Source organism: Paenibacillus sp. UMB7766-LJ446 (assembly GCF_030226665.1).
Lineage (GTDB): Bacteria > Bacillota > Bacilli > Paenibacillales > Paenibacillaceae > Paenibacillus > Paenibacillus vandeheii.
Genome location: NZ_JASOYM010000012.1, coordinates 41440 through 65448, shown reverse-complemented (window position 1 = coordinate 65448; position 24009 = coordinate 41440). Strand labels below are relative to the sequence as shown.

Sequence of the window (24009 nt, the reverse complement as noted above, 5' to 3'; positions counted from 1 at the left end):
TTACGGCAATGAAATAAAGGAGGTCTTCTCTTCGTGAATGTGTTATATCAGCGTTCTCCAAGAATGACACCGGTTCTCAAGGAAGAAAAGCTGGAGATTCTAAGGCCTCCGGCTGAACCCAACAAACCTACTTTTTCAATGATTTCTATTATAGTACCCATCATGATGACGATGGTTAGCATCGGTTTCTACGTATATATCAATATTAGCGGCAATATGGGCAATAGCAATTATATGATGTTTCAGATGATGACGGTTATGATGATGCTTACGTCATACACGATTCCGTTTTTTGTGTATCTGAGCAACAAAAAGACCTATCGCCAAAAGCTGGAAGAGCGTACAGCCATGTATCGTGCACAGCTGGAGAAGCACCGTGAAGAACTGAAGGAAGCCCAAGCGGAGCAAGTAAAAAGTCTGTATGAAATTCATGGGGATCCCAATGTATGTCTGCAAGTGGTGAAGAACCGCAACAGTTCGCTATGGGAACGTTCGCCTGAGGATGATGACTTCTTGCAGGTGCGTATTGGCACGGGCGAGATTCCGTTTCGAATCAAACTGCAGGTTCCTCGTGTGGACGGGTATGAAAAGGATGAGTTGATTGAAGCGGCTCATGAATTGGCTGCTGAATTCGAAACGGTGCCTGATGCGTCGATTACATTACCGCTATTTCAGTCCAAAGTGATGGGCCTGGTCGGTAATCGAGAGGAAGTGCTCGCTTCATTACGGGTGATTATCTCACAACTGACGGTTCGTCATTCACCGGATGAATTAAAGATTGCTGCCTTTTACGAAGAAAAGGAAACAAAGGAATGGGATTGGCTGCGCTGGCTGCCCCATATCTGGGATGAAGATCAGGGACAACGCTATATGGCCGACAGGCACAGCGGTGCGCATCAATTGGCGGACAGCTTGTTTTCCGTGTTGAACCGGAGGCGTAATAATAAGGAAGATCGCTACAAGAAAACCGTGCAAACGCCATGTTACGTGGTAGTTCTCTCGGATACTCAATTAATAGAAGAAGAACCGCTACTTCCCTTGCTGCTGGAATCGGCCCAGGAGATCGATGTATGTACCATCATACTGGCAAACCGCAAGGAATCATTACCCATGCATTGTCAGTTAATTATGGAGGCTTCCAAAGGCAAAGGGCTGTATATCAAAAAAACCGAGGATGCCGACGTGATCAGGCAAACGTACTTGCCGGATGTGATCTCCAGAGAGTCCGCAGAGGCGCTCTCTCGTTATATGTCACCAATTCGTCTGAAACGTTCCTCAGCTTCGGATATACCACAGGTGCTCCCGCTGTTTGATATGTTGAGTACATCACGAGTGGAAGATCTGGACGTGGTTACACGCTGGGGCCAGACACGATACCCGGACACCCTGCCCGTACCTATGGGTGTGCGAGCTGGTGGCAAGAAAATTGCGATTAACTTACATGATAAAATTGAACGTCAGGGTCATGGCCCGCATGGTCTGATCGCAGGGACTACCGGTTCAGGCAAAAGTGAAGTTATCCAGTCGATTGTGGCCTCTCTGGCAGCAGAGTTTCACCCGCATGATCTGGCCTTTATGTTGATTGACTATAAGGGCGGCGGAATGTCGAATACATTTGTGGGCTTGCCTCACGTCGTCGGTACGATTACCAATCTGGATGGGAACTTGATTGAACGCGCGAATATTTCACTTCGGGCCGAGTTGGTCAGAAGGCAAAAAATCTTAAATGATGCCGGAAATCTCCAGCACATTGATGAGTATTACAAAATTCTGCGTTCCAGACATGAACAGCCGCTGCCGCATTTAGTTATCATCATTGACGAGTTTGCGCAGTTGAAGCGGGATCAGCCGGAATTCATGGATGAATTAATCAGCATAGCGGCCATTGGCCGGACACTGGGTGTACATCTGATACTGGCAACCCAAAAGCCTGCCGGTGTGGTCGATGATAAAATTTGGAGCAATTCCCGTTTCCGTATCTGTCTTCGTGTTCAAAGCGAACGGGACAGCCGGGATATGATCAAAATTCCGAATGCGGCCTGGATCACCAAGCCGGGTCGGGGATATTTTCAGGTTGGCAGTGATGAAGTGTTTGAGGAAATGCAATTTGCCTGGAGTGGTGCGCCGTATAATCAACAGGAAGATACAAGCACGGTATTGCCTGTGATGGAGGTGCGTTTAAACGGGAAGCGTGAGCCACTGTTGACTGGAGAGCGCAGAGCTGTGCTTAAAGGTGAGGATGTGCCCAAGCAGCTCCAGGTATTTATTGATTATGTGGCAGAAGCGGCTGCAGAGGCGGGGATCACCCGATTGCCAGGACCCTGGTTGCCACCTTTGCCTGAGACACTGGAATGGGAGAGCCTCAGCGACTGGCAGGAGGAAGAGAATCGTGAGGCATTGCTTGACGGCGGTGCCAGCGGCCTGAAACCTGTGGTTGGCCTGCTGGATGATCTTCCTAATCAGCGACAGCAGCCGCTAGCGCTTCCGGTGGATCAGGGACATCTGGTTGTATACGGTATGCCTGGTCTGGGCAAAACGACGTTTGTTCAAACCTTGCTGATGTCACTGGCTCGTTCTAAGCGGACTGAACCTTGGCATGGATATATCATCGATATGGGCCGGATGATGAAGGATTTCGCTGGCTTGCCTCAGATCGGTGCTGTAATGATGTCTGAAGAGGAGGATCGGATCAAGCGCTTGTTCCGCTATATCCTGAAACTGTCTGCACAACGCAAAGATATGATCTCGGAAGCCGGGGTTAAGACGATATCAGCCTACCGTCGCACAGCCCATGCCGCCGTGCCGCAAATTGTAGTGGTTATCGATGGATATCTTTCCTTCCGGAATGCGTATCCTGAGGAGAATGAACTTCTGGAAACGATCCTTCGTGAAGGCGGCAGCCTGGGAATTACATTTATCCTCACGGCCAATCGTGTCACGGATGTATTTGAGAAATTCAGAAGCAATATTCCCAATGCGGTATCATTTGAATTATCTGATCCAAGCGACTATTATTACGCAGTGGGACGGCCGTCCAAGGCACCTAGCCAGCTTCCGCCTGGAAGAGGACTAGTCAAAGGACAGGTTCCTCCATTGATGTTCCAGGCGGCGTTGCCGTCATCCGGAGCAGATGAGGGCAAGCGTTCTTCCGCTCTGCGCCGCATGATAGCAGAGATCAGAGAAAGCTGGAACGGAGAAGAAGCGCCGCAGATTGCACCACTCCCGGAAGAGGTGAAGCTCAAAGATGTGCTTATCCGTACAGGGACCTTCGGGCAAGTCGGAGACATCTCTTCTTTAACCGTACCCGTAGGTTTGCTGACCGATGATCTGGAACCCTTCCAGCTGAATCTGCGCGAAGGGCCGCATTTCATGGTTACGAGTCCGATGGAAGGCGGCAAAACGACATTTTTGTTGACCTGGATGTTATCACTTGCGTATCATGCGTCTCCAGAAGACGTGCAAATATACACGGTAGATATGCGGTATGGTTCCGGAGGACTGGGGGAAATCAGCAGTTTGCCCCATGTCCGTGGACATGTATCCCGTGAAGAACAGCTTGCACCTGTGATCCAACAGTTGTACGATGAAGTTCTAAAAAGAGGCGAGCTAACCGGTGGTCCGGAGATCGTTCTCGTTATCGACGATGCGGATACGTTATCCAAGCAATTAAATGATTTTAATGTGAAGGATCAATTGGGAGCGATCGTTCGTCAAGGCAGGGATCGAGGCATACATGTGATTCTGTCAGGAGTTCCGGCAGACTTCCCAACCTTTGGATCTGACTGGGTGAACGATGTGAAGGCTTCCCAGAGCGGATTGTTGTTTGGGACTTTAGACCCTAATGATCTCTCGTTCTTCCGTATACCTTATTCGGAATCCGGGGGGAGTTCAACTGGGCTGAAGGTACTGCCTCCGGGTCAAGGTTATTATGTAAAACGTAAATATTCCAGGGTTAAAGGTGCAATTCCATGTGATGGCACCTGGAAAATGACCGATTGGATTTCTGAAATTCGTGACCGATGGCATGTTGTAGTTTGAGGGGAGGTGGCTCATAATGTTGACGGTTCATGATTCCAAGCAAAAGGTAGTCACTTTGCAAATAAAAGAGCTTTTTTTCCTGGCCGGTATTCTCGGTTCAGACCGTTTGCTTGGCGTGGAAGATCCGTTCCGCGGATATATGGCGGAAGACATTGCTTTGGAGTGGGAGCGCGTAAAAACATCCCTGCTCGACAAAGGATATCTGATTCAGGATCAGGACAGCAATGAGCTGATCATGACACCGACCGTTTTCTCCAGGGTAGCCATTGCGGGACTGTCCGACAGGGCTTGCTGGATTCGCTACACGCACAGCGGCAAGTCGTATGAAAGTTATGTGCACTGCACGGATGAACGTGTCGTTGAAGTATCCCGTGTTGCAGACGAACCGGATTCGTTCCGGCTGAGTGATTTGGGAAACGTTCGTGAAGCAATTGATTTTCTGATTCAAAGGATGAACTGGAGTGGTCATTCTCCGGCGGAAAAGCCGGCTCTAATGTGCTCCAAGAAAAAATTTTATGATGTGATGAATGATCTGAAGAACAAAGAATCTCAGACAGTGGCGGATGAGTTGGTACAGGAGACGAGCGATCCCGAGGGGTCACTTGCGCTTGCACGCTGTCTGGTGAGCAAGGAATCAGAGGGAGAACTGCGGTTGCTCGTATGGAACGGAGAAGAATGGAAATCACAGTCTGCGGCTTTCGCTGCAAGCGCGGTATCCAACTGGCTGTTTCGCATGAGTACTGCGGCTTCGGATGATTGGCTTGTTGCAGCACTGACGACGAGAGAACAGTTTCACGAGATGCTGCTGGACTGGCTTAAACAGCCTGCAGGGGAAGAGGAAAGGTGATGGTAAATGCGCATTCGTGTGGAACCGGATGTGCTTCGGGCACTGAGCAGGCAGATTCAGTATGCGGCGGAGCAAATACAGCAAAAGATGACAGTATTGGATCAGGCGATTCATTCGCTGGAGTGGGATTTTGAAGCCCGCGCCGCGGTAATGAATGAATGGAATCACAGTAAGCGGCTCTGCGAAGCAGCGGTACGTCGTTTTATGGACTTGAGCGTACAGCTGGGACGCAAGGCCGTGTTATTCCAGCAGGTGGACATGGAGTATCGTACAGTGTTGAGTCATGTGAACACAGCCTATGGCAATGCGGTCAATATGTTGAATGTTCTTCAGACGGAGCGTGCAGGAGAGATTATGCCTGCGCATTCGGCAGCTGCTGCTGTTGTATCCGACCCGTTTTCTGCGGTAGCGGCAGTATACCGTGTCCAGGATGCTGCGCCGCCTGACGGCTCACCGGCGACTCTGATCCAGGCCATGCAGCCTGAACCTGTGGCATGGAGATTCACAGATCCCTCCTTTCGTGGGAGAAGAGGAACCGAACCTGTGGTTTCTTGAACCCACGGGCTACAAGGCTGAGTAAGCAGGACAGCAGAAAGTGAATTTTTTATAAACAGGATGTTAAGTGAAGTTTAGAATGCCAAAAATGGGGTAAATAGGATTAGGTCCTTCGGCTTTTGTCCGATCGATCCTTGTATAGTACAATTTGAACAAATGAATTTAATTGCACAAACCAAGGAGGAATTTACAAATGGCAGGACGTATTTTAGTTACCCCAGAACAGCTTGATCAGGTTTCCAACCAATTTAAACAAAGCGGTGAGCAAAGTCAGCAAATCGTATCTACATTGACTCAATCCATCACAAGCATGGAAGGACAATGGGAAGGTATGACGAAACAACGCTTCTTCCAGGAATTCCAGGAAGCCAGCAAACAAATGCAATCTTTCGTTCAAACGTTGAATAGCATCAGCGCGGAACTGACGGCTATTGCCAACAAATTCCGTACGGCTGACCAAGCTCGCTAATCTGCGATACATAGTTCGGGCAGGTTCCGTATCCGAATTCGCCCAGAATCATAAGCAGGAAGCAAGCTGAAGACTTACAACTACAGCAAAAACCGGGCGTTTTCACAACACCCGGTTTTTGTTGCACTATGACAGAATGACAGAGAGAGGGATGAGCATGTCTTTTCAACCAAATCCCGGGGATGAAGTGGTGATTAACGACATTGCCTATACCATTGGGCAGCATCCGGCTGCGCCCGGTCTGGCTTACGCCCAAGCCGGAAGGCAGGGGATCGTCTATCAATTGTTACCCCGTAACGGTTCCATAAGTGGGGCCAAAGCACTAAAAGTATTTTTTCCGAAATTTCGTATCCCGGCTATGGTGTATCAGTCTGAGCATATGGAGTCTTATAGTGAACTGCCAGGTTTGCAGGTATGCAAGCGTGATGTGCTCACTCCGGAAAGAAACGGAGCGCTCATTGGAGAACATCCCGATCTGTTGTATGCGGTATTGATGCCGTGGGTGCATGGTCTGACCTGGTTCGATGTAATCAGCGATCAGAAACAGCTGACAGCGGAGGAAAGTCTGAAGCTGGCAAGAGCACTGGCTGGGACCGGTTCGGCCATGGAACAGCGTGGACTGGCTCATTGTGATTTGTCCGCACCCAATGTGATGATTCCGTTTTTTTCCGAAGTGGAGAACCTGCGAGGGGTTTCAGCTGTTGAACTGGTAGATGTAGAGCAGATGTATGGCTCCAGAATGGACCGTCCGGATGCGTTGCTTGCCGGTTCACCGGGGTATGCGGCCCATCGGACAGTGCACAGTGGCTTGTGGAGTGCGTATGCCGATCGTTTTGCCGGAGCAGTTATCATTGCTGAAATGTTAAGTTGGTCCGATGCAGCGATTGTGGAAAAAGCATGGGGAGAAAGTTATTTTGACCAGCACGAAATGCAAACGGTAAATGAACGGTATTATGCTATGAGAGATTCGCTTCAGAAGCGCTGGGGCTCCAAGGTATCCGATCTGTTTATTCGTGCCTGGGAGAGTCATGATCTCAGCAGCTGCCCTACGTTTGGCGAATGGTTCGTAGCGTTGGCTGCTGTGGACATCCATCTGGCAAGCGCAGCATCAGTTGAAGAAGCTGTAGTCAAGGCTTCAGAACAGACGGATGCGGTGGGGACGGATCAGATCAAAGGGACAGAAGCAGCAAGCGGTTCATTGGATAAGCTGGGAATTACGGATCTGAACGTGTCCCCTGCCGAACATCCACCTGGTCAGGAAGCGGTTGTGAACCGTCTCTTCCTTCAAGCGAGAGCATTGGAGGATGAAGGTAAACCGGCTGCGGCGTTGGAGGTATACCGTTCACTGCATCATTTTATTCCGAATAACAGTGCCATGCAGATGGAAGTTGAGGCTGCGATTCAAGAGCTGAACGCCAAGCTGAATCCTAAGAATGATGAGGCCGCACAGCCAGTCAAGGTTCCTTTTTACCGTTCCAAAAAATTAATGATTTCTTCGGCTGTGTTGATCGTTCTGTTGGCTGGAACTGTGCCGACGGTTAAAATACTGGCTGATCAGGCCGAGGTTAAACAGAAGGAGCAGGAGGCAGCTGCCAAACAGGCAGAAATGAAGGCTGCGGAAGAGGCTGAAGCTGCGAGGGCGACCGCTCTGAAGCAACAGGAAGAAAAAGAGAAGCAAAAAGCGGCAGATGCGGCGAAGCTTGATGCCGAGGAAAAGAGAAAGCTTGCTGAAGCGGAGAAAAAGCAGGCAGAGGCCAAGAAGAAGGAAGAAGAGCGTAAGGCGCTTCAGGCCAAGTACGACAAGCAGGCGAAATATGAGGCGTACCTTGCCAACCAGAAACAACAGAAGCTTGAAGCAGCCAAGAAGGCAGAACAGGAAAAGTACGACAAACAGGCAAAATATGAAGCCTATCTGGTCTGGAAAAAAGAGAATGACGCCAAAATTGCTAAGCAGGAAGCCGAGCGCAAGGCAGCAGCCGAGGCTCAGCGCAAACAGGAGGCGGCCCAGAAAGCTGCGCTTAAGAAAAAACGTGCCCAAAATGTCGTCACACTGATTGCCCATTACAATAAAACGTATAATGCGCAAAAAGGAAAAAAAATTGAGAATGCCGAATCCTACGCGCGTGATTTCAAAAATCTGTACAATACGGATGCAACCTATTTCAAAGGTGTCGGTAAAGTGGCAGCACGAATGAATGCGATCAATAAGTTCCTGAGCGATACCGATTATACATTGCCCAACTTGTAAAATAACGTGAACAACGGAGGTGACACATCCCAGATGAACTACACGATTCAAGCATCCCAGCGCACACCTGCACTGATTATCTATTTAATTGATATTAGCGCCTCCATGAACATGGTTCTGGACAATCGTCGGCGGATTGATGTCGTCTATGATGCCTTATCTCTGGCAATTCGCCAAATGGTATTTCGATCTACGAAGGGGAACCGATTGACACCTCGCTACAGGATTGCCATTCTAGCATACAGCGACGATGTATACGATCTGTTGAACGGGATTAAGGGCATCGACGAAATCGCTGCTGTGGGCTCCTTGCCCGATTTGACGCCGAAAAGATTCTCTGATTCAGCGAAGGCTTTCCTGCAGGCGGAGAAAATTCTGCAGGCTGAAATTCCGAATATGCAGGATTGTCCTGCGCCGTTAGTATGTCATATGACCGATGGGGTAGCCACAGGCGAAGATCCGGAGCCGATTGCCAAAAGAATTATGGGCATGAGTGTGCCTGATGGCAATGTACTCGTCGAGAATATTTTTATATCCGATCATCTGCTGGAAGGCCCTATTGCGGAGCCGAGAAGATGGAAGGGCATATCCCAGGAGACGACCCTTCAGGATGAACATGGAGAGAAGCTGCGCAATATGTCCTCGGTTTTGCCAGAAAGTTATCGTGAAATGCTGGTTGAGGCGGACTATTTGCTTGCACCCGGCGCCCTTATGATGCTTCCTGGTACTTGTGCAGAACTGGTATCCATCGGGTTTCAGATGTCCGCTGCTACGCCTGTGAGATAGGAGGGGAATCATGAGAGCGATGCGTTTGGCAACATTGTCTGCTGGAGATAAAGGGAGCCATGCCGACCCCTATCAGGGCAACTTTCGCTATGTGAGTGTCCAGACAGGGGAACAGCCGCTGAGCCGTTATCAAGGTACATTCAAGTGCAGGTATGGTTATGGAAGAGCGGCGGAGACCGTTAATCAGGGAGACACCGGACAGGATTTTGCTGCTGTTCGCATGAATGGTAATGTGTGTACTTTCGTATTATGTGATGGAGTAGGCATGAGTTACCTGGGTGATTTTGCTGCACGCTTTCTAGGAAACGCCTTGCTGGAATGGCTGGATACAACTCAACATCCTTCTTTGGAAGCTATGGAGCGTCTGCTTCATGACTTGACAAGTCCGGCATCCGAACAGCTGGAGAAGTTGCAGCCTTTGGAAAACTCGCCGTTACTGCTGCGGGAAGTGCTGATGGAGAAGCGAAGCAGGGGAAGTCAGGCCATGTATGTGTGTGGACGCATCGAGCTCTCTGCGGGCAATCGAAAAAGCAAGGTGTGGCTGGCCTGGCAGGGGGACTCCCGTATCCGTCTCTGGCGAAACGGTCAGGAGCAATCGGCAGCATTCCAGGTGAACTGCCGTACGAATGAGCGTTGGTCTACACTGGAAGGGCCGGTGGGTGGCAAACCGCATATCTATGAGGCGAAACTGTCTGCGAATGAAGCCGCTCGCCTTCAGCTGTACACGGATGGCCTGAATGACCTGGATGCCATTCAGGCTTATATTCCCGATGAACACATTCAGGTGCTGCTGGATGCCAGACATACGGGTGGGCTTGAAGATGATGCCGCTTTCATTGAGCTGGAATGGTGAGGTCGGATGTAGTATTAGAGGATAACTCTGATCAAACTGCTGAAAATAGTGAGCATCACCTGCAAAAAAACTTGTCCTTGTTGATTTAAAAGACACTCTTTTTGGGTAATCTTGTGAAGAATCTACTTACAGATATTGCATGAACGTACATTCTTACATAATTACTGAGCGAGAAGGAGTGGAATGGAAAATGACACAACATAACGGCAAGTCTCGGTTCGAAGGCAAGGTCGCCATTATTACGGGTGCTGGTTCGGGGATTGGTAAAGCTGCAGCGCTCAAACTGGCGAGCGAGGGAGCGTATGTTGCACTGCTCGATCTGGTTAATGATCGAATCTCGGAGACAGAGGCAGAAATCAATAAGACTCGTGAAGGTGCGGCAAGAGCATTCGATGTAGATATCTCCGATCCTGCCCGGGTGGAAAAGGCAGTTCTGGAGACCATCGAATTGTTCGGCGGGTTGGATATCGTTTTTGCCAATGCAGGCATTAATGGCGTATCGGCGCCGATTGAGGAAATTCAGGTTGAGGATTGGCAGCAGATTATGACAACGAACCTGAACGGGACTTTTTTTACCATTAAGTATGCACTGCCTCATATGAAGAAGCGTGGTGGTGGAAGTATCATTATCACCAGCTCCATTAATGGCAATCAGCGCTTCTCCAGCTTCGGCTTGTCGGCGTACAGTACATCCAAGGCGGGGCAGGTCGCTTTTGCGAAGATGGCTGCGCTGGAACTGGCGAAGTTCAAAATTCGTGTCAATGTTATCTGTCCTGGAGCGATTGCAACGAATATTGACCAAAGTACGATCAAAACGGATGAGTTGCATCAAATTGTCATTCCGATGGAATTCCCTGAAGGCCAACAGCCGCTGGCTGACGGGCCGGGTCAACCAGAGCACGTTGCTGATCTGGTCGCTTTCCTGGCTTCAGCGGAGTCCAGACACATTACAGGTGCGGAAATTGTCATTGACGGTGCTGAGTCGCTGTTGAGTTAAATTGATATAACTATGAAGTCGTTCCTCTGGAACGGCTTTTTTTGTTATAATGCTAACATTCGAATAGACACGTGGTATCAATTAGGAGAGATGAGATGAAGACGGATTTACCGATAGAGCAGATTATTCCTGAGCTGAGGCAGTTATTTCAGGAGAAGGATACAGTTGTTTTAATTGCGGAGCCGGGTGCGGGTAAAACGACCGTAGTACCGCTGGCTCTGCTGGAGGAGCCATGGGTTGCCGGACGGAAAATTATTATGCTGGAGCCCCGCAGACTCGCCGCTCGCTCGGCAGCTGCACGAATGGCAGCTTCCCTTGGTGAAAAAGCGGGACAGACTGTAGGGTATCGGGTGCGGATGGATACTCGTGTAAGTCAGTCCACTCGTATTGAGGTGGTGACGGAGGGCGTATTAACCCGGATGCTTCAACAGGATCAGGGACTGGAAGATACGGCGATGATTATCTTTGATGAATTTCATGAGCGGCATCTGCAGGGTGATCTTGGATTGGCGCTTGCGCTTGAATCCCGGGCCATGCTGCGTCCGGATCTGAAACTGCTGGTGATGTCGGCCACACTGGACCCAGCTCCTGTCTGTGCGCTGCTTGGCGAGGGAACCAGTTGGATTGACTGCCCAGGACGAACGTTCCCCGTGGAAACCCGATATGTATCCAAACCGGCATCCGAGCAGATCGAGACTTTTACAGCTCAGGCAGTCGTTAAGGCGCTGGCAGAACAGGAAGGGGATGTGCTGGTTTTCCTTCCAGGTGCCAAAGAAATCCATCGCACAGAGCGAGAACTGTCAAACCTCATGCTTCCTGCTCATGTTCAGGTTCATTCCTTATATGGCAGCATGCCTGTAGAACGTCAGGATGAAGCTGTGCGACCCGCAGAAGAGGGCAAGCGGAAGGTTGTATTGTCCACGTCCATTGCCGAATCCAGTCTTACCTTGGCCGGAGTCAAAGTCGTGGTGGATGCAGGGCTGAGCCGTGCGTCCGTTTTCTCGCCGCGGACCGGCATGAGCCGCCTGGTCACCCTGCCGGTGTCCAAGGCGTCAGCCGATCAGCGGCGGGGGCGGGCGGGGCGGATTGCACCGGGCGTGTGTTACCGGCTATGGAGCGAAGAGGCCCATGGTGTGCTGCCAGATGCAGCAAAGCCGGAGATTGCCTCCGCGGACCTTGCGCCGCTGGCGCTGGAGCTTGCCGCCTGGGGTGTCCAGTCCCCTGCAGAGCTGCAGTGGCTGGACACCCCGCCTGATGCCGCCTACGGCCAGGCACAGGCGCTGCTGCGCCAGCTGGGCGGCCTCGACGACGCAGGCCGCATCACGCCCTTCGGGCGGCGGATGAACACGCTTGGCGTGCATCCGCGACTGGCCAGCATGCTGCTCCGCGCGGCGGAGCTTGGGCTGGCCAGCTACGCCAGCATGCTGGCGGCACTGCTGCAGGAGCCTGCCGGCCTCCGCAGCAGTGGCAGTGCAGGCGCGGGCACCGATCTGCGCCCGCGCGTGGAAGCGCTGCTGACTGCGGACAGCAGCGGCATGCCGCAAGCGGCAGCGTCTGTCGCAGACGTCGCTGCCGTGCGGCGCATGCTCCAGGAGAGCCGCCAGCTGCGCTCGGCGCTCGGCCCGGCGGCCGATCCGGTACGGCCGGATGAAGACAGCTGCGGATGGCTGCTGTCCTTCGCTTACCCAGACCGGATCGGGCAACGCCGGGAGGACGGCCGCTATCTGCTGAGCAGCGGCCGCGGAGTGCGGCTTGCAGCGACAGAATCGCTGAGCCGTTCAGCTTATCTGGTCGCAGCCGAGGCCGACGACCAGGGCGCGGATGCGCGCATCCTGCTCGCTGCGCCAGTGCAGGAGAAGAAATTGCTGGAGCTTGGTCCACATCTGCTTCATGAAGAGGTACAGGTAGCCTGGGACCGAAACACCCGCAGTGTGCGTGCGCACAGAAGGCTGCGAATTGGAGCCATTACGTTGAAAGAAAGCAGCATTGCACAACCACCCGAAGATCAGGTACTGGAAGCACTGCTCTCGGGAATACGCATTGAAGGGCTGGATTGTCTGCCCTGGACAAAATCATCTCGGCAGTTAGCGGACCGGATGCGCTTTTTGCATCATCATTTGCCGGAGTGGCCCGATCTCATTGAAGATGATCTGACGGAAGAACTGGCAGAGCATCTCAGCCCTTTTCTGACAGGTATGCGATCTGCTGCGGATCTCAAGCGATTGTCGATGCAGGATGTGCTGCTCGGCGGACTGAGCTGGGAACAGCGACAGCAATTGGATCGCGAAGCTCCTACACATATTCAGGTGCCTAGCGGTTCGCGCATTCCTGTGGATTACAGCCGTCCTGAAGATCCTGCGCTCGCGGTGAGACTGCAGGAGATGTTTGGTCAGCAGGAGACCCCGCGTATTGGCGGTGGTCGAGTACCACTGACCATACATTTGCTATCCCCGGCGCAGCGGCCTGTACAGGTCACACGGGATCTGGCCAATTTTTGGCGAGAGACTTATTTTGAAGTCAAGAAAGACTTGAAAGGCCGTTATCCCAAGCATTATTGGCCGGATGATCCGCTCGAAGCAATAGCGACTAACCGGGCTAAACCGCGAGTTTAGCAAGAAGAACGGGTCTTCCAACCTTGTTTGGAAGTTGGGAGTGAACACGTCCTGAACAGGTGAGTGTGCCGCTGGTTGATGAGGCAGTGGAGCGCTGACGAATCTGAGACGTGTTATACAGGGGCTTTATCGCCTGCAGAAGTGTAGCGAACCTGAAACACGTTATATCGGATTTCGGGGCCGTTTGTGGCGTTTTTATAGGGTGTTTTAGGGGAATAACGTGTCTGGAGTTCCTTACGTTTGAAAATTAGAGCATAAGGTCCAAATAAGACGTCCTGTGTTCTTTAGAAAATGTATGCTAACCCCACTTTGTCCGCCTGCCCGATAGTCTGGAAAAAAGGATGCTAATCTTACTTGGCACTTGGATCCTCCCGTCCGATTGCTTGGCATAGGAGCCGACACCAGATCAGGATTGGCATATCACGGTTACATGACATGCTTGTGTTCAACATCGTTTCATACCGCCTGTAGTTCCCGGCGTGGTGTCCCGTTGAATATCATTGGTCGTCAGCCATCTAGGTCCTTCCAAGATATAATATTGCGATGGAAACGTTTGAAAGAAAACAAGGCGGGTAATAACATAGCGAACCACTCAATTCGATGAGGAGGAATTCACTATGCAGAAGAAAATCGTAGGTGTGTTTAATACAGAACGTGAGGCATCATCGGCAATCGAGGGACTGAAAGCGCAAGGATTCACTTCAGACGAAATTTCGGTAGTCACGCAGGATCGAGATGAATTGAAGGCGATTCGCGAAGAGACGGGTACAAAAGCACCCGAAGGTGTAGCGGCAGGCGCGGCAACAGGTGGGGTGCTCGGTGGAGTAGCCGGATTGCTCGCAGGCATTGGAGCATTGGCGATTCCGGGCATAGGTCCCATTCTGGCTGCAGGCCCAATTGCCGCAGCATTTACGGGTGCCGCTGTAGGTGCTGGAGCTGGCGGACTGGTAGGTGGACTCGTCGGTCTCGGCATTCCGGAGGAGGATGCCAGACAGTATGAGGAATACGTGCAAAGTGGCAAAATTCTGTTGCTCGTGGACTCTACGGATCGGGACACGGATGTTTATGAGGTGTTTAGCAATAACAGCCCTTTAAATCGGGACAGAATGGGTGTCCATCGCGAAGATGTGCCTGCTGAGCGTCCGGATCTGGATATGGAAGAGCGCAGACTGGAAGCCCAGAATAAGGCCGCTCGATTTGGCAACAATACTTTTCTATAATTCGTAACGAACAAAGACAGGATTCTTTCACTGGAATGACATATGTGAATCACCAAATGGTCATCAGCCGGTTTCCTTAGAGGAAGCCGGCTTTTGTACCTGTGTACCATGCCTGAATTAGCAAGTGGGCAGGTGTTAATCCTGCCAGGCAGGGAATAACAATACATACAGTAATACAGCCAGGGCCAGCCCAATCACCAGCAACATCAGTGTCAGGAACCGAATCAATCCGGTGGATGCCTGGAACGTCTGTGAATTGATCTGATTGCGTTTTCGGTGGTAAGCGGAGGCGGAGCACAGGATAATCAAAATACCGCTGACCAGGGAAGTAATACCGATGATGATTGCTGCGATATGGGCTATCCGATCATATGCTGTTGAATTGAAGCCAAATCCGGCTGCAAGAAAGCCGACCCCGACCATGGCAATACCGGTTCGCACCCAGGCCAGAAAGGTTCGTTCGTTAGCCATATGCTGCTGTACATATTTGGAGTCAATGGTGGTTATGTCTTGGTCTGTGTCTGAGATGTGAATCACCCCGTTCATAATATATGGTTTTATTGTACGTTTTTTTCATAGCAAAACCAAGAAAGGGGGCTGTCTGTTTATGCCTCGTAAAGAACGAATTGCAGAAATTGAGAGTCTGAGGGGAATTGCTTTTGCAGCAGTCGTCCTTCAGCACTCCATAGCTCATTATTCCCTGGTCCCGGAAGCGGGACTGGAAGACGGCGTTTTGCTCGCAATGCTGCTGATGCTGTCCAAATTTGCGGTACCCCTGTTTATTTTTATCACAGGCATGGTGCTCTTCTATAACACAGGAGACAAGCTGCACTATGGACGGTTCATGCAGAAGCGATTAACCGATGTAATCGTTCCTTATATCATCTGGTCACTGATCTACTTCACACTCGCGCCTCGCGGCTGGAACGGCTTTGGTTGGCAGGATATCCCTGACCTTGGCTTAAAATTAATTACAGGCAAAACGTCCTCGCATTTTTGGTACATTATTATGCTGATTCAGTTTTATCTGTTATTTCCCCTGTTTTTGCGAGCGATCCGTTATGTCTATAATCGATATGAGGCTAAGGGGCGCACCATAGCTCTTCTAGTCTCCGGTGTGGTGTACCTTGTGCTTGCGGATCAATTGAGAAATATCGCCAAGTTCATGGAAGGGCTGAATATCCCGGTGCTGACCGATGCCTTTACAACCTATGCAGACCGTAATTTCCTGTATTTCTTTTTTTATTTTGTGCTTGGTGCGGCAGCCGGGCTATCGGTCCAACGCTGGAATGAGTGGATTCAGCGTTTACGCTGGGTATATTGGGCTGTGTTTATTGTACTTGGACTTCGGTTTATATATATGTTAATGCAGGAATTCCAGAAGCCGGAAGGTATACAGATCACGTTCTATACCGTCAGTCTAATTCGGCCGGATATGATCTTATTCCTCATTGCATCTATCATGGTGATGTACCAGCTGGCTGGCAAGCTACACAATAACCGAGTAACACGATTGCTGGCGTGGATTGGCGGGGTTTCGTACGGGGGCTACCTGATGCACATGCTGTTGTTGCGCTTCAGCTACATTCCGGATGAACAGTTTTATGTGGCACTGGGTTTAAACCCCGTAGTGCGCATGATCATCACCTGGTTGCTGGCACTTACATTATCCTGTGTACTCACATGGCTTATCTCCCGCGTAAGCTGGGGCAAGTGGATTGTGGGAAGCGTACCGAAGTCCAGACCTGATTAACAGGTGAATACATCATTATATGAAAAATTCAGAACAGTTCACAGCTTACAGCGATGCGTACGAAAAGGTCAATACTTACAACATATGATCTTGCGAGCCTAGCGAAGTTCTTAAAGTTCTTAAAGTTCTTTAAGTTCTTTAAGTTTCTATGCTCTCTCTAATTTCTCGTAATTCTCAGGCTCTCTAAGTTCTCTAATTTCTTTAAGTTTCTAATCTCTAAAAGTTCTCAACTTCTCTAAAATTCTCGAAGTGCTCTAAAAGTTCTAGACGCTCGTCCATTTGCAAAAAAGAGAGTTGAGGCCAACAAAAACGAAGGCAACAATCTGAAAAAAGTGACGCCTTGATCAAGAGGTTAACTTTCGAAATAAATTTTAAAATTTCACTACATGAAAAATTCATAACAGTAAACCCAAAATCCTGCTCTATCATACGTTCCTGCACATCCATTCATTCTCTTTCTTGCTCCCCTAAGCCCTAGGATTAAAGGAAGAAAGACGGATAAAGATGGCAGAAGGGGAACATAAGTTTTATAATACTAGATATATAGAGCTGACAGGAGGGGAATGAACGTGGCTTTTATGATTGCGCAGCGGGCATTTATTAAGCTGTATCTGATTACGATGGTTGAGCAGCACAGGGGATACGGCTATGAAATGCTGGAGGCCATGAAGCAGGAATTCAAAGCCTACGGTTATGTACCACCCCAGAGCGAGATTTACCGGGCGCTGCATGAATTGGTTCAACAAGGTGTCTTTTATCGTACGAAGAAGCTGAAGGGCAGTGATCCCAAAGTCGATTTTCAGGAAATCGTTTTATATCACTTCACGGATGATGGTGCGGAGAAAGCTGAATTATATAAAAAACAGGTCAAAACCGATCTTGATCGTTGTCTCGGCATGTTACACAAGGCAGAAGAGGACAATTACGGAGCGAAAGGAAGATAAGCATGGACAGACACCTACAATGGGGTGTACTCGGTACATCCACAATCGCGAAAAATGCAGTCATTCCGGCGATCCAGCAATCCGAACGTGGTGAGGTGCTGGCGATCGCCAGCCGCAGCAAGGAAAAGGCGGAAGCTCTTGCGAATGAACTCGACATTGCCAGAGCGTATGGCAGCTACGAAGAACTTATTGCCGACCCGGATATTGAAGCCGTATATATTCCTCTGCCGAACCACATGCACAAGGAGTGGACCATCAAGGCTGCTCAGGCTGGAAAGCATGTATTATGTGAGAAACCGGCTGCTCTGAATGCGAATGAAGCAGCAGAAATGATTGAGGTATGCCAACAGCACGGCGTTCTTTTCGCAGAAGCGATCATGTATCGATATCATCCCAAGCATAGACGTGTGCAAGAGATTATAGCCAGCGGGGAGATTGGTACTGTCAGAGCCCTCCATGGCAATTTCACCTGTAATACCGCTGATGACAAAGACAATGTTAGGTTCAAACGGGAGATGGGCGGAGGATCATTATTTGATCTTGGCGTATATCCAATCTCGGCAGCCCGCATGTATCTGGGGCAGGAACCGGAAGCCGTAACGGTACATGCTTTATTCTCGGAAGAGCATGATGGCGTTGATATGATGGCGTCGGGACTGGTGGAATTTCCGAATTCGGTAGCGTTAACCTTTGACTGTGGCATGTGGGCCTCCGGCCGAGCTGAAATGGAGATTCTCGGTACCGATGGACGGATTGAACTGCCTAAGGTGTTCGGCTGGGAGAACAGTGATATTCCACCACAGATTATCGTGCATACGGATTCTGTGAGCCGTGAGGAACGTGTATCGGTATCCAACTCTTATGTTTTGCAGGTGGAAACCTTTGCAGCCGCGGTGCTTGAAGGAGAAGCGTTGCCGTTCAGTCCGAAAAATACCATTCAGAACATGCGTGTCATTGATGCATGCCTGGAATCGGCACGAACCCGTCAACGGGTGCAATTGATTGATTAAAGCAGGAACTAACATGATATCGCGTAATAGAACGTGATAGAAAATGATAAACATGATCGAAATAGTAGACTCCATTCTCCGGGATGTGAGTCTTTTTGCTGTATCTTAATGTCATATTTATGTATATTTACAAAAATAAACTTTAAATTTGATATTTCCTCCAAAATGATGTGATATAAATAGTAAATAGATGGCTTGTTCACTATAATCTAGCAGAACGCACATCCTGATAGATTTCACATCTCATATCAATTACATAGTGGCAACGTTCATCCATTTTAATCATTGGGAGGCTGAATTTATGAAAAAGTTTTTGTCCACAGCTCTGCTCGCAGTTATGTTAACGATTGTCTTCTTCACGGGTTCACAGATCACTCCGGTTGGGCAGCAGAAGGCTTCTGCTGCAACATGTACCATCATCAACACGTTCACTGGTGTGGCCAACTATCTGAGCGCCAACGGCAAACTGCCATGCAACTACATTACCAAGGCGCAAGCAACGGCACTGGGCTGGGTATCGTCCCAAGGTAATCTTGCTACGGTTGCTCCGGGGAAAAGCATCGGTGGAGACGTGTTCAGCAACCGGGAAGGCTTGCTTCCAGCAGCGAGTGGACGCACTTGGCGTGAAGCGGATATCAACTACACTTCCGGCTTTCGTAATTCTGACCGCATTCTGTATTCCAATGATGGCTTGATCTACAAAACGACAGACCACTATGCATCATTCACTCGCTTGAAATAAGGAAGGACAACACAGACATGAAGAAGGTCATACTGAACGGTGAGGAATTTTCCAGCACGGCAGAGCTGCATGAGCTATTGAAGCAAAAGCTCGAACTGCCAGACTTTTACGGTGCGAATCTCGACGCCTTGTGGGACTGCCTTACAGGCATGATTGAGCTGCCGCTTGAATTAACCTGGACAAACTACCAGATTAGCAAGGAACGACTGGGGAATGAGGCAGAGAAGGTATATCAGCTGATGTTCGAGGCGGAAGAAGAGGGTATTGGATTCCAATTGAAGACTGAGGACTAGTATATGGATCATAGTTGCAAATTTGAGTACAAAGTGAACAGACCCTGGGGTCTGTTTTTTTGTGTTTTGTGGAGATGACTCGTTAAGTAACCGTAAAAAAGAAGGCCTAAATCCATCGTTAAAAATATTTTCACGAAAGGGTTGATTTTCGCATATCATACGTTAAAATAAAATTAACATTAAAATTATTTTCACGTTGAAGGGCGGAGTAATTATGAATGAAGGTACAGTCGCACAAAAGCAAGGGATCGGGGAATTAATTCGGATCAGGCCTTATATGCAATTTATGCTGAGCAAGATTGTTTCCAGATTTGGGGATTCGATTGATTCTATTGCCTATAGCTGGATGGTGTACATTCTCACAGGTTCAAAGCTGCTCATGGGAACACTGCTGGCTGTCAATTTTTTGCCGAGTATCTTTCTGGGGCTGTTTGTCGGCGCGCTGGTGGATCGCATGTCGCCCAAAAAGGTGATTGTACTGACGAATACGGGTCGAGGATTATTTGTTGGCATTACAGCCCTTCTGTTCGGTCTGGGTGAGCTTCAAGTCTGGCATCTGTTCGTCATCACCATTCTGAATTCCCTTCTGGAGTGTTTCGCGTCACCAGCCGAGGTATCCAGCGTACCGCGGTTGCTTCCCAAATCAATGCTGCTGTCCGGTAATGCCATGGCCTCATCTGCAACCCGGGTTGCTGAACTAGCAGGACTTGCAGTGGCGGGTACGTTAATTGCAGCGGCAGGGATCACATGGACGATTTTGATCGATGCTGTTTTGTTTGCCTTGAGTGCACTTCTGATGAGCCGTGTGGGTTACCCGAAAGCTTCAACATCATCTAACAATGAAAATACATCACTCGATTCATCCAATTCTCCTCCAGCACGAAAAAGCATATTCTCTGAAATGACGGAAGCCTTTCATTTTATGCGTAAACATGTGTTATTGCTGATCGTCTCGATTCTGTTTGCCTTTGTGAACTTCTGTCTGATGCCATTCAATGTTCTTCGCACGCCATATGTCATTGAAACGTTGCACGCCGGAGCGGGAGGATTAAGTCTGCTCAGTGGGTTGATTGTGGGAGGCATGGTACTTAGCGGCTTATGGCTGTCTCACCGAGGATCGAATTACCGTAAAAGTGTGTTGGTCATTGCCGGGATTGTCATGTTGGGGCTCAGTTATGCCATGACTGCACTCCCCGCTTACATGACGTCCTATCAGCTGCCTGTTGCTGCTTTCTTTTGTCTGATGATGGGCATGGGAATTCCGCTCGCTACGACACCCCTTGCGTCCTATCTCATGGAAGTTACGCCTTCCGAGATGCTTGGCAGGGTATATGCCCTTCAAAGTATGCTCGTCATGAGTGTGTCTCCAATTGGGAGTCTGATTTCAGGAGCACTTGCAGATTGGGTGGCGTTGCCGATTCTGTTTATGGTCTTTGGAGTTTTGCTTGCCATGTCAGCGGCTTTAGTGCTTTTGAGCAAGACTTTTCGCACCGTTCTATAATATGGCTTCCTGAATCTTGCGATCTCCAGCCTGTTTTGACCGAAACCCTGTTCGGACGGTATAATATACACATGATGGGCAACAGGTACCCCGGAAATGAGGATACAGGTATGCAGCGCAAAGTACTTTCAACAATTGAAGAAATCAAGGTCTACTCCGATCCGTATCGGATACAGATCTTGAATATGTTTAATAGACAGGGCAGACCCTCTACGGTCAAAGAGATCGCGGACCAGATGGGCGAAGTACCAGCCAAGGTACATTATCATGTGAAAAAACTGGAGAAAATCGGTCTGCTCACCATCGTATCCACTCGTGAAATTAATGGAATCATCGCCAAATATTATGAGCCTTTCAAGGGAGAAATCCAGCTCCGTAACGAAGATGAAGAGAATTCACCTTTGAAGGAGGTATTTCGCTCCGAAACCTTCAAATTGTTAAATGAAATGTATGAGCAGAGCCGTCGGCGATTTATGAATCAGGCGGAAAACGGGGACCGCATGTTCATCTCGGATATGACGTTGTATGCTAGTCGGGAAGAAGTAGAGCAGCTGTACAACGATATTACGAAAATGTGTGAACCCTATTTAACGAAAGACAGGCATAATGCGGACCAGGAGGTCTTTCATTTATTCAGTTCCCTATCGAAAGATACGGTGAGTAAGCCAGCTTCGGAAACCGATGGGAAATTGAAAAAGAAGGGTTCATCCGATAAGGGCAAGTCTGCTGCCAAAACGTTAAGACCTGCTAAAAAGCGGGATGAGTCCTCGTCTGGTGGTCAGTCGGAAGAGTAATCGGAGCATATTTCATCGCCATATTGACGTTATAACTGTATAAAGATGATATGCTGAACCAAGAAAAAAGCCGCCATTGGCGGCTTTTTCATGCGCAATTTGGCATGATGGAACACATGTATCTGTTTTTGCGTAAAGGACTTTAATTCGTTCATAAACTACATGTTTTCATCATAGTCTTTCACGTCACGTTTGGCTGCAGTTGCAGGAGAGTTCGATGTGCCATATTCCTCGACGGCTTCCCAGGCGTCAGCGTTATCGAACTTGCCAGCATTGCGCTGTCTTACTTCTCCGGCACCACTCGGCGGCATCGTCATAACTTCCTCTTCAACAGGCCGTTCGTTGCTTAACTCGCGGTTAGGCGTATCATTGATACAGTAGGCTGTGTAAGGGATCGCTTCAAGTCGTTCAAAGGGAATATCCTTACCACAGGTCACACATGAGCCATACGTTCCTTGTTCAATTCGCTCCAAGGCTTCATTAACCTGATTGAACTCGTCAGTTAACGTATCATCTATCGCCAAGTCACGGCTTCGCTCAAACGTTTCCGTACCGGCATCCGCCGGGTGATTATCGTATGATGACAGCTCGCCTGTTGAATCTTTCAGGGATTCGGCTGGAGCACCGTCTTCCATGCTGGATTCAAAATGGCGCTGTAGGTTTTCACGTTGTTCCAAAAGAGCGTTTTTCAGCTGTTGAAGTTGATCTTTGGTTAATGTACTCATAAGGACATGCTCCTTTCCCGCAATGGGGTTGTAGTCAGTCCTTACCCGAATTTCATAAGAAGCAATCAGTTTTGTGTGCAAAGAGGGGCGTTGGATTTTATATCTGGCGGATAATGTGTTATAAAAAATAGAGAGAGAAAATGCGGCGGTATCGAAGGTCTACTTGATGCATACCGCGGCGCGTTTGATAATGGAGGGTTGTCAGTATGGATGAGCATATGAAACGAAGATTGGACAAACAAAGACAATTGTTCAAACAATTGGGCGTGCAGCTCGACGCTTTATCGATTCATGAAAAACAATTCAATTATAAACTTCGTGGTTATGATCCGGATGAGGTGGATGCCTATCTTGATTTGGTTATTAAAGATTACGAACGTTTCTATGCCAATATAGCGGATCTGATGGACAAGTGGCAAGAGCAGCAGTTAACGATTCGGGATCTGAAGTCATCGGCGAAGCCAGTGGAAGATCCAACGAAGATTGATCGCAAACAACTGGATGATATTGTGAAACAACTGGAATACAGCGTTCGGCAATTAAAAATCAGGGCACGCCCTGAACAGGACCTGTTCTCCGAGTAGACCTGCACATCCGGGATGATATAAAATCAGCATTTTAATGCTCAACTAAAAGGTGGTTAATCATGAGTACTCATTTTTCGGTCAGTGTGCATTGTTTGTTGTTGTTGTCTTTCAGCGCGCCTGAACGAATCACTTCGGCACTGATTGCAGGTAGCGTGAATACCAACCCTGTTGTGGTCAGACGTATTCTGGGCGGGCTCAAAAAGGCAGGACTGGTAGACTCCTCACCGGGAACAAGAGGGTTCTATCTCGCCAAACCTTCAAGCGAAATCACATTAGCCATGATCTATCAGGCTGCTAAGGATGAAGGCCCATTGTTTCCGATTCACGGTAACTGCAATCCAAATTGTGATGTCGGCCTTCGTATTGATAGTCTTCTGACCAATCTGTACCAGGTTGCCGAAGCTAAAGTGGAACAATTCTTCGCATCCATTACCCTTGAAGATATGGAGCGTTCCTGTTCCCAGTTGGAAGTTCTTCCAACACATGTTGAATAAAGTGTAATGTAAGGGAAAGGGAAGGTGTGCTGTACTATGAACATTATTGTCATCTCGGACACTCATTTACCTCGAAGAGCACGTACGTTACCCGAACCCCTGCTTGAGGCGCTGGCAAATGCCGATCTGATTCTCCATGCGGGTGACTGGTCGGACTGGGATGTATACAAGCTGCTCAGCACTTATGCACCCGTTGAAGGTGTTGCAGGCAATACGGACCCGCCTGAAATAGGTCAAAAACTCGGGTTCTCCCGCATCGTTGAGGCAGACGGTTTGCGTCTTGGTCTGGTACATGGACATCTGGGAGCAAAGTCTACCGAGCAGAATGCGATTCATACCTTTGCAGGGCAGCAAGTGGATGCTGTGATTTTTGGACATTCACATATTCCGGTGATGCATACGGTCAATGATGTCTTGATCTTTAATCCAGGTTCTCCTACGGATCGTCGGCGCCAGCCCCAGTATTCTTTTGGTATCCTGACAACAGAGTTGGGGAAATTGCAGGCGGAACATGTTTTTTTTGATAAAAAATAGAAGTTGA

22 protein-coding genes are annotated in these 24009 nt (G+C 49.2%); 20 read left to right on the top strand and 2 right to left on the bottom strand.

From position 1 onward, the window contains the following. The first annotated feature begins 33 nt into the window (after positions 1 to 33). From essC to QP794_RS24865, 10 genes are all read left to right on the top strand, one after another. Positions 34 to 4038: a type VII secretion protein EssC gene (essC, locus tag QP794_RS24910; RefSeq protein WP_285079442.1), complete on the top strand. Its 4005-nt coding sequence runs from the start codon at positions 34 to 36 to the stop codon at positions 4036 to 4038. Between the two features lie 16 nt (positions 4039 to 4054). After that, a complete protein-coding gene (locus QP794_RS24905; RefSeq protein ID WP_285079441.1) occupies positions 4055 to 4885 on the top strand; it encodes a hypothetical protein in 831 nt (276 codons plus the stop codon). A 6-nt stretch (positions 4886 to 4891) separates the two neighbouring features. After that, positions 4892 to 5440, top strand: a complete 549-nt coding sequence (locus QP794_RS24900; RefSeq protein ID WP_079346819.1) for a WXG100 family type VII secretion target — start codon at positions 4892 to 4894, stop codon at positions 5438 to 5440. 193 nt (positions 5441 to 5633) lie between these two features. Next, positions 5634 to 5909 carry a WXG100 family type VII secretion target gene (locus tag QP794_RS24895; RefSeq protein WP_017689071.1) on the top strand — a complete coding sequence of 92 codons (276 nt, stop codon included), beginning with the start codon at positions 5634 to 5636 and terminating at the stop codon, positions 5907 to 5909. A gap of 157 nt (positions 5910 to 6066) precedes the next feature. Further along, positions 6067 to 8157 (top strand): serine/threonine-protein kinase, encoded by a 2091-nt coding sequence (locus QP794_RS24890; RefSeq protein WP_285079440.1) that lies wholly within the window; start codon positions 6067 to 6069, stop codon positions 8155 to 8157. Positions 8158 to 8190: 33 nt separating this feature from the next. Further along, positions 8191 to 8943 carry a vWA domain-containing protein gene (locus QP794_RS24885; RefSeq protein WP_024630329.1) on the top strand — a complete coding sequence of 251 codons (753 nt, stop codon included), beginning with the start codon at positions 8191 to 8193 and terminating at the stop codon, positions 8941 to 8943. A gap of 10 nt (positions 8944 to 8953) precedes the next feature. Beyond that, the gene (locus QP794_RS24880; protein ID WP_079346814.1) at positions 8954 to 9796 is read left to right on the top strand and encodes a protein phosphatase 2C domain-containing protein; all 843 of its coding nucleotides are present in this window, start codon (positions 8954 to 8956) and stop codon (positions 9794 to 9796) included. A 190-nt stretch (positions 9797 to 9986) separates the two neighbouring features. After that, a complete protein-coding gene (locus QP794_RS24875; RefSeq protein WP_285079439.1) occupies positions 9987 to 10793 on the top strand; it encodes an SDR family oxidoreductase in 807 nt (268 codons plus the stop codon). 95 nt (positions 10794 to 10888) lie between these two features. Then, on the top strand, positions 10889 to 13405 hold the full coding sequence (gene hrpB, locus QP794_RS24870; protein ID WP_285079437.1) for an ATP-dependent helicase HrpB: 2517 nt from the start codon (positions 10889 to 10891) through the stop codon (positions 13403 to 13405). Positions 13406 to 14022: 617 nt separating this feature from the next. Then, positions 14023 to 14625 carry a general stress protein gene (locus QP794_RS24865; RefSeq protein WP_285079436.1) on the top strand — a complete coding sequence of 201 codons (603 nt, stop codon included), beginning with the start codon at positions 14023 to 14025 and terminating at the stop codon, positions 14623 to 14625. Positions 14626 to 14760: 135 nt separating this feature from the next. Here the strand turns inward: QP794_RS24865 and QP794_RS24860 are convergent, their stop codons facing one another. After that, positions 14761 to 15171: a YidH family protein gene (locus QP794_RS24860; RefSeq protein ID WP_029880936.1), complete on the bottom strand. Its 411-nt coding sequence runs from the start codon at positions 15169 to 15171 to the stop codon at positions 14761 to 14763. A gap of 61 nt (positions 15172 to 15232) precedes the next feature. Between QP794_RS24860 and QP794_RS24855 the strand changes: the two genes are divergently transcribed. The 7 genes from QP794_RS24855 to QP794_RS24825 all read left to right on the top strand — a co-directional run bounded on the left by QP794_RS24855 (position 15233) and on the right by QP794_RS24825 (position 21662). Then, positions 15233 to 16378, top strand: coding sequence for an acyltransferase (locus tag QP794_RS24855; protein WP_285079435.1), 1146 nt, complete (start codon positions 15233 to 15235; stop codon positions 16376 to 16378). 569 nt (positions 16379 to 16947) lie between these two features. After that, positions 16948 to 17322, top strand: coding sequence for a replication termination protein (locus tag QP794_RS24850; RefSeq protein WP_053783896.1), 375 nt, complete (start codon positions 16948 to 16950; stop codon positions 17320 to 17322). A gap of 2 nt (positions 17323 to 17324) precedes the next feature. Continuing rightward, the gene (locus QP794_RS24845; RefSeq protein WP_285079434.1) at positions 17325 to 18332 is read left to right on the top strand and encodes a Gfo/Idh/MocA family protein; all 1008 of its coding nucleotides are present in this window, start codon (positions 17325 to 17327) and stop codon (positions 18330 to 18332) included. A gap of 301 nt (positions 18333 to 18633) precedes the next feature. After that, positions 18634 to 19074 (top strand): ribonuclease, encoded by a 441-nt coding sequence (locus QP794_RS24840; RefSeq protein ID WP_285079433.1) that lies wholly within the window; start codon positions 18634 to 18636, stop codon positions 19072 to 19074. Between the two features lie 17 nt (positions 19075 to 19091). Then, on the top strand, positions 19092 to 19367 hold the full coding sequence (locus tag QP794_RS24835) for a barstar family protein (RefSeq protein ID WP_285079431.1): 276 nt from the start codon (positions 19092 to 19094) through the stop codon (positions 19365 to 19367). 214 nt (positions 19368 to 19581) lie between these two features. Next, positions 19582 to 20868, top strand: coding sequence for an MFS transporter (locus QP794_RS24830; protein ID WP_285079430.1), 1287 nt, complete (start codon positions 19582 to 19584; stop codon positions 20866 to 20868). Positions 20869 to 20978: 110 nt separating this feature from the next. After that, positions 20979 to 21662: an ArsR/SmtB family transcription factor gene (locus QP794_RS24825; protein ID WP_285079429.1), complete on the top strand. Its 684-nt coding sequence runs from the start codon at positions 20979 to 20981 to the stop codon at positions 21660 to 21662. 158 nt (positions 21663 to 21820) lie between these two features. Here QP794_RS24825 and QP794_RS24820 read toward each other — a convergent pair whose 3' ends face one another. Further along, positions 21821 to 22387: a TraR/DksA C4-type zinc finger protein gene (locus QP794_RS24820; protein WP_285079428.1), complete on the bottom strand. Its 567-nt coding sequence runs from the start codon at positions 22385 to 22387 to the stop codon at positions 21821 to 21823. 206 nt (positions 22388 to 22593) lie between these two features. Between QP794_RS24820 and QP794_RS24815 the strand changes: the two genes are divergently transcribed. The 3 genes from QP794_RS24815 (at position 22594) to QP794_RS24805 (ending at position 24002) form a co-directional block, all read left to right on the top strand. Next, positions 22594 to 22971, top strand: a complete 378-nt coding sequence (locus tag QP794_RS24815; protein WP_024630343.1) for a DivIVA domain-containing protein — start codon at positions 22594 to 22596, stop codon at positions 22969 to 22971. Positions 22972 to 23033: 62 nt separating this feature from the next. After that, positions 23034 to 23468: an Rrf2 family transcriptional regulator gene (locus QP794_RS24810; protein WP_285079427.1), complete on the top strand. Its 435-nt coding sequence runs from the start codon at positions 23034 to 23036 to the stop codon at positions 23466 to 23468. Between the two features lie 36 nt (positions 23469 to 23504). Next, positions 23505 to 24002 carry a metallophosphoesterase family protein gene (locus QP794_RS24805; protein ID WP_094939528.1) on the top strand — a complete coding sequence of 166 codons (498 nt, stop codon included), beginning with the start codon at positions 23505 to 23507 and terminating at the stop codon, positions 24000 to 24002. The last annotated feature ends 7 nt before the right edge of the window (positions 24003 to 24009 follow it).

What these genes read in the sequence shown, in the direction of transcription:
- QP794_RS24840 (WP_285079433.1), top strand. Translation starts at nt 18,634, where the DNA reads ATGAAAAAGTTTTTGTCCACAGCTCTGCTCGCAGTTATGTTAACGATT.
- QP794_RS24820 (WP_285079428.1), bottom strand. Translation starts at nt 22,387, where the DNA reads ATGAGTACATTAACCAAAGATCAACTTCAACAGCTGAAAAACGCTCTT.
- QP794_RS24880 (WP_079346814.1), top strand. Translation starts at nt 8,954, where the DNA reads ATGAGAGCGATGCGTTTGGCAACATTGTCTGCTGGAGATAAAGGGAGC.
- QP794_RS24805 (WP_094939528.1), top strand. Translation starts at nt 23,505, where the DNA reads ATGAACATTATTGTCATCTCGGACACTCATTTACCTCGAAGAGCACGT.
- QP794_RS24895 (WP_017689071.1), top strand. Translation starts at nt 5,634, where the DNA reads ATGGCAGGACGTATTTTAGTTACCCCAGAACAGCTTGATCAGGTTTCC.
- QP794_RS24845 (WP_285079434.1), top strand. Translation starts at nt 17,325, where the DNA reads ATGGACAGACACCTACAATGGGGTGTACTCGGTACATCCACAATCGCG.
- QP794_RS24890 (WP_285079440.1), top strand. Translation starts at nt 6,067, where the DNA reads ATGTCTTTTCAACCAAATCCCGGGGATGAAGTGGTGATTAACGACATT.
- QP794_RS24830 (WP_285079430.1), top strand. Translation starts at nt 19,582, where the DNA reads ATGAATGAAGGTACAGTCGCACAAAAGCAAGGGATCGGGGAATTAATT.
- QP794_RS24905 (WP_285079441.1), top strand. Translation starts at nt 4,055, where the DNA reads ATGTTGACGGTTCATGATTCCAAGCAAAAGGTAGTCACTTTGCAAATA.
- hrpB (WP_285079437.1), top strand. Translation starts at nt 10,889, where the DNA reads ATGAAGACGGATTTACCGATAGAGCAGATTATTCCTGAGCTGAGGCAG.
- QP794_RS24815 (WP_024630343.1), top strand. Translation starts at nt 22,594, where the DNA reads ATGGATGAGCATATGAAACGAAGATTGGACAAACAAAGACAATTGTTC.
- QP794_RS24885 (WP_024630329.1), top strand. Translation starts at nt 8,191, where the DNA reads ATGAACTACACGATTCAAGCATCCCAGCGCACACCTGCACTGATTATC.
- QP794_RS24860 (WP_029880936.1), bottom strand. Translation starts at nt 15,171, where the DNA reads ATGAACGGGGTGATTCACATCTCAGACACAGACCAAGACATAACCACC.
- QP794_RS24855 (WP_285079435.1), top strand. Translation starts at nt 15,233, where the DNA reads ATGCCTCGTAAAGAACGAATTGCAGAAATTGAGAGTCTGAGGGGAATT.
- QP794_RS24810 (WP_285079427.1), top strand. Translation starts at nt 23,034, where the DNA reads ATGAGTACTCATTTTTCGGTCAGTGTGCATTGTTTGTTGTTGTTGTCT.
- QP794_RS24875 (WP_285079439.1), top strand. Translation starts at nt 9,987, where the DNA reads ATGACACAACATAACGGCAAGTCTCGGTTCGAAGGCAAGGTCGCCATT.
- QP794_RS24865 (WP_285079436.1), top strand. Translation starts at nt 14,023, where the DNA reads ATGCAGAAGAAAATCGTAGGTGTGTTTAATACAGAACGTGAGGCATCA.
- QP794_RS24835 (WP_285079431.1), top strand. Translation starts at nt 19,092, where the DNA reads ATGAAGAAGGTCATACTGAACGGTGAGGAATTTTCCAGCACGGCAGAG.
- QP794_RS24900 (WP_079346819.1), top strand. Translation starts at nt 4,892, where the DNA reads ATGCGCATTCGTGTGGAACCGGATGTGCTTCGGGCACTGAGCAGGCAG.
- QP794_RS24825 (WP_285079429.1), top strand. Translation starts at nt 20,979, where the DNA reads ATGCAGCGCAAAGTACTTTCAACAATTGAAGAAATCAAGGTCTACTCC.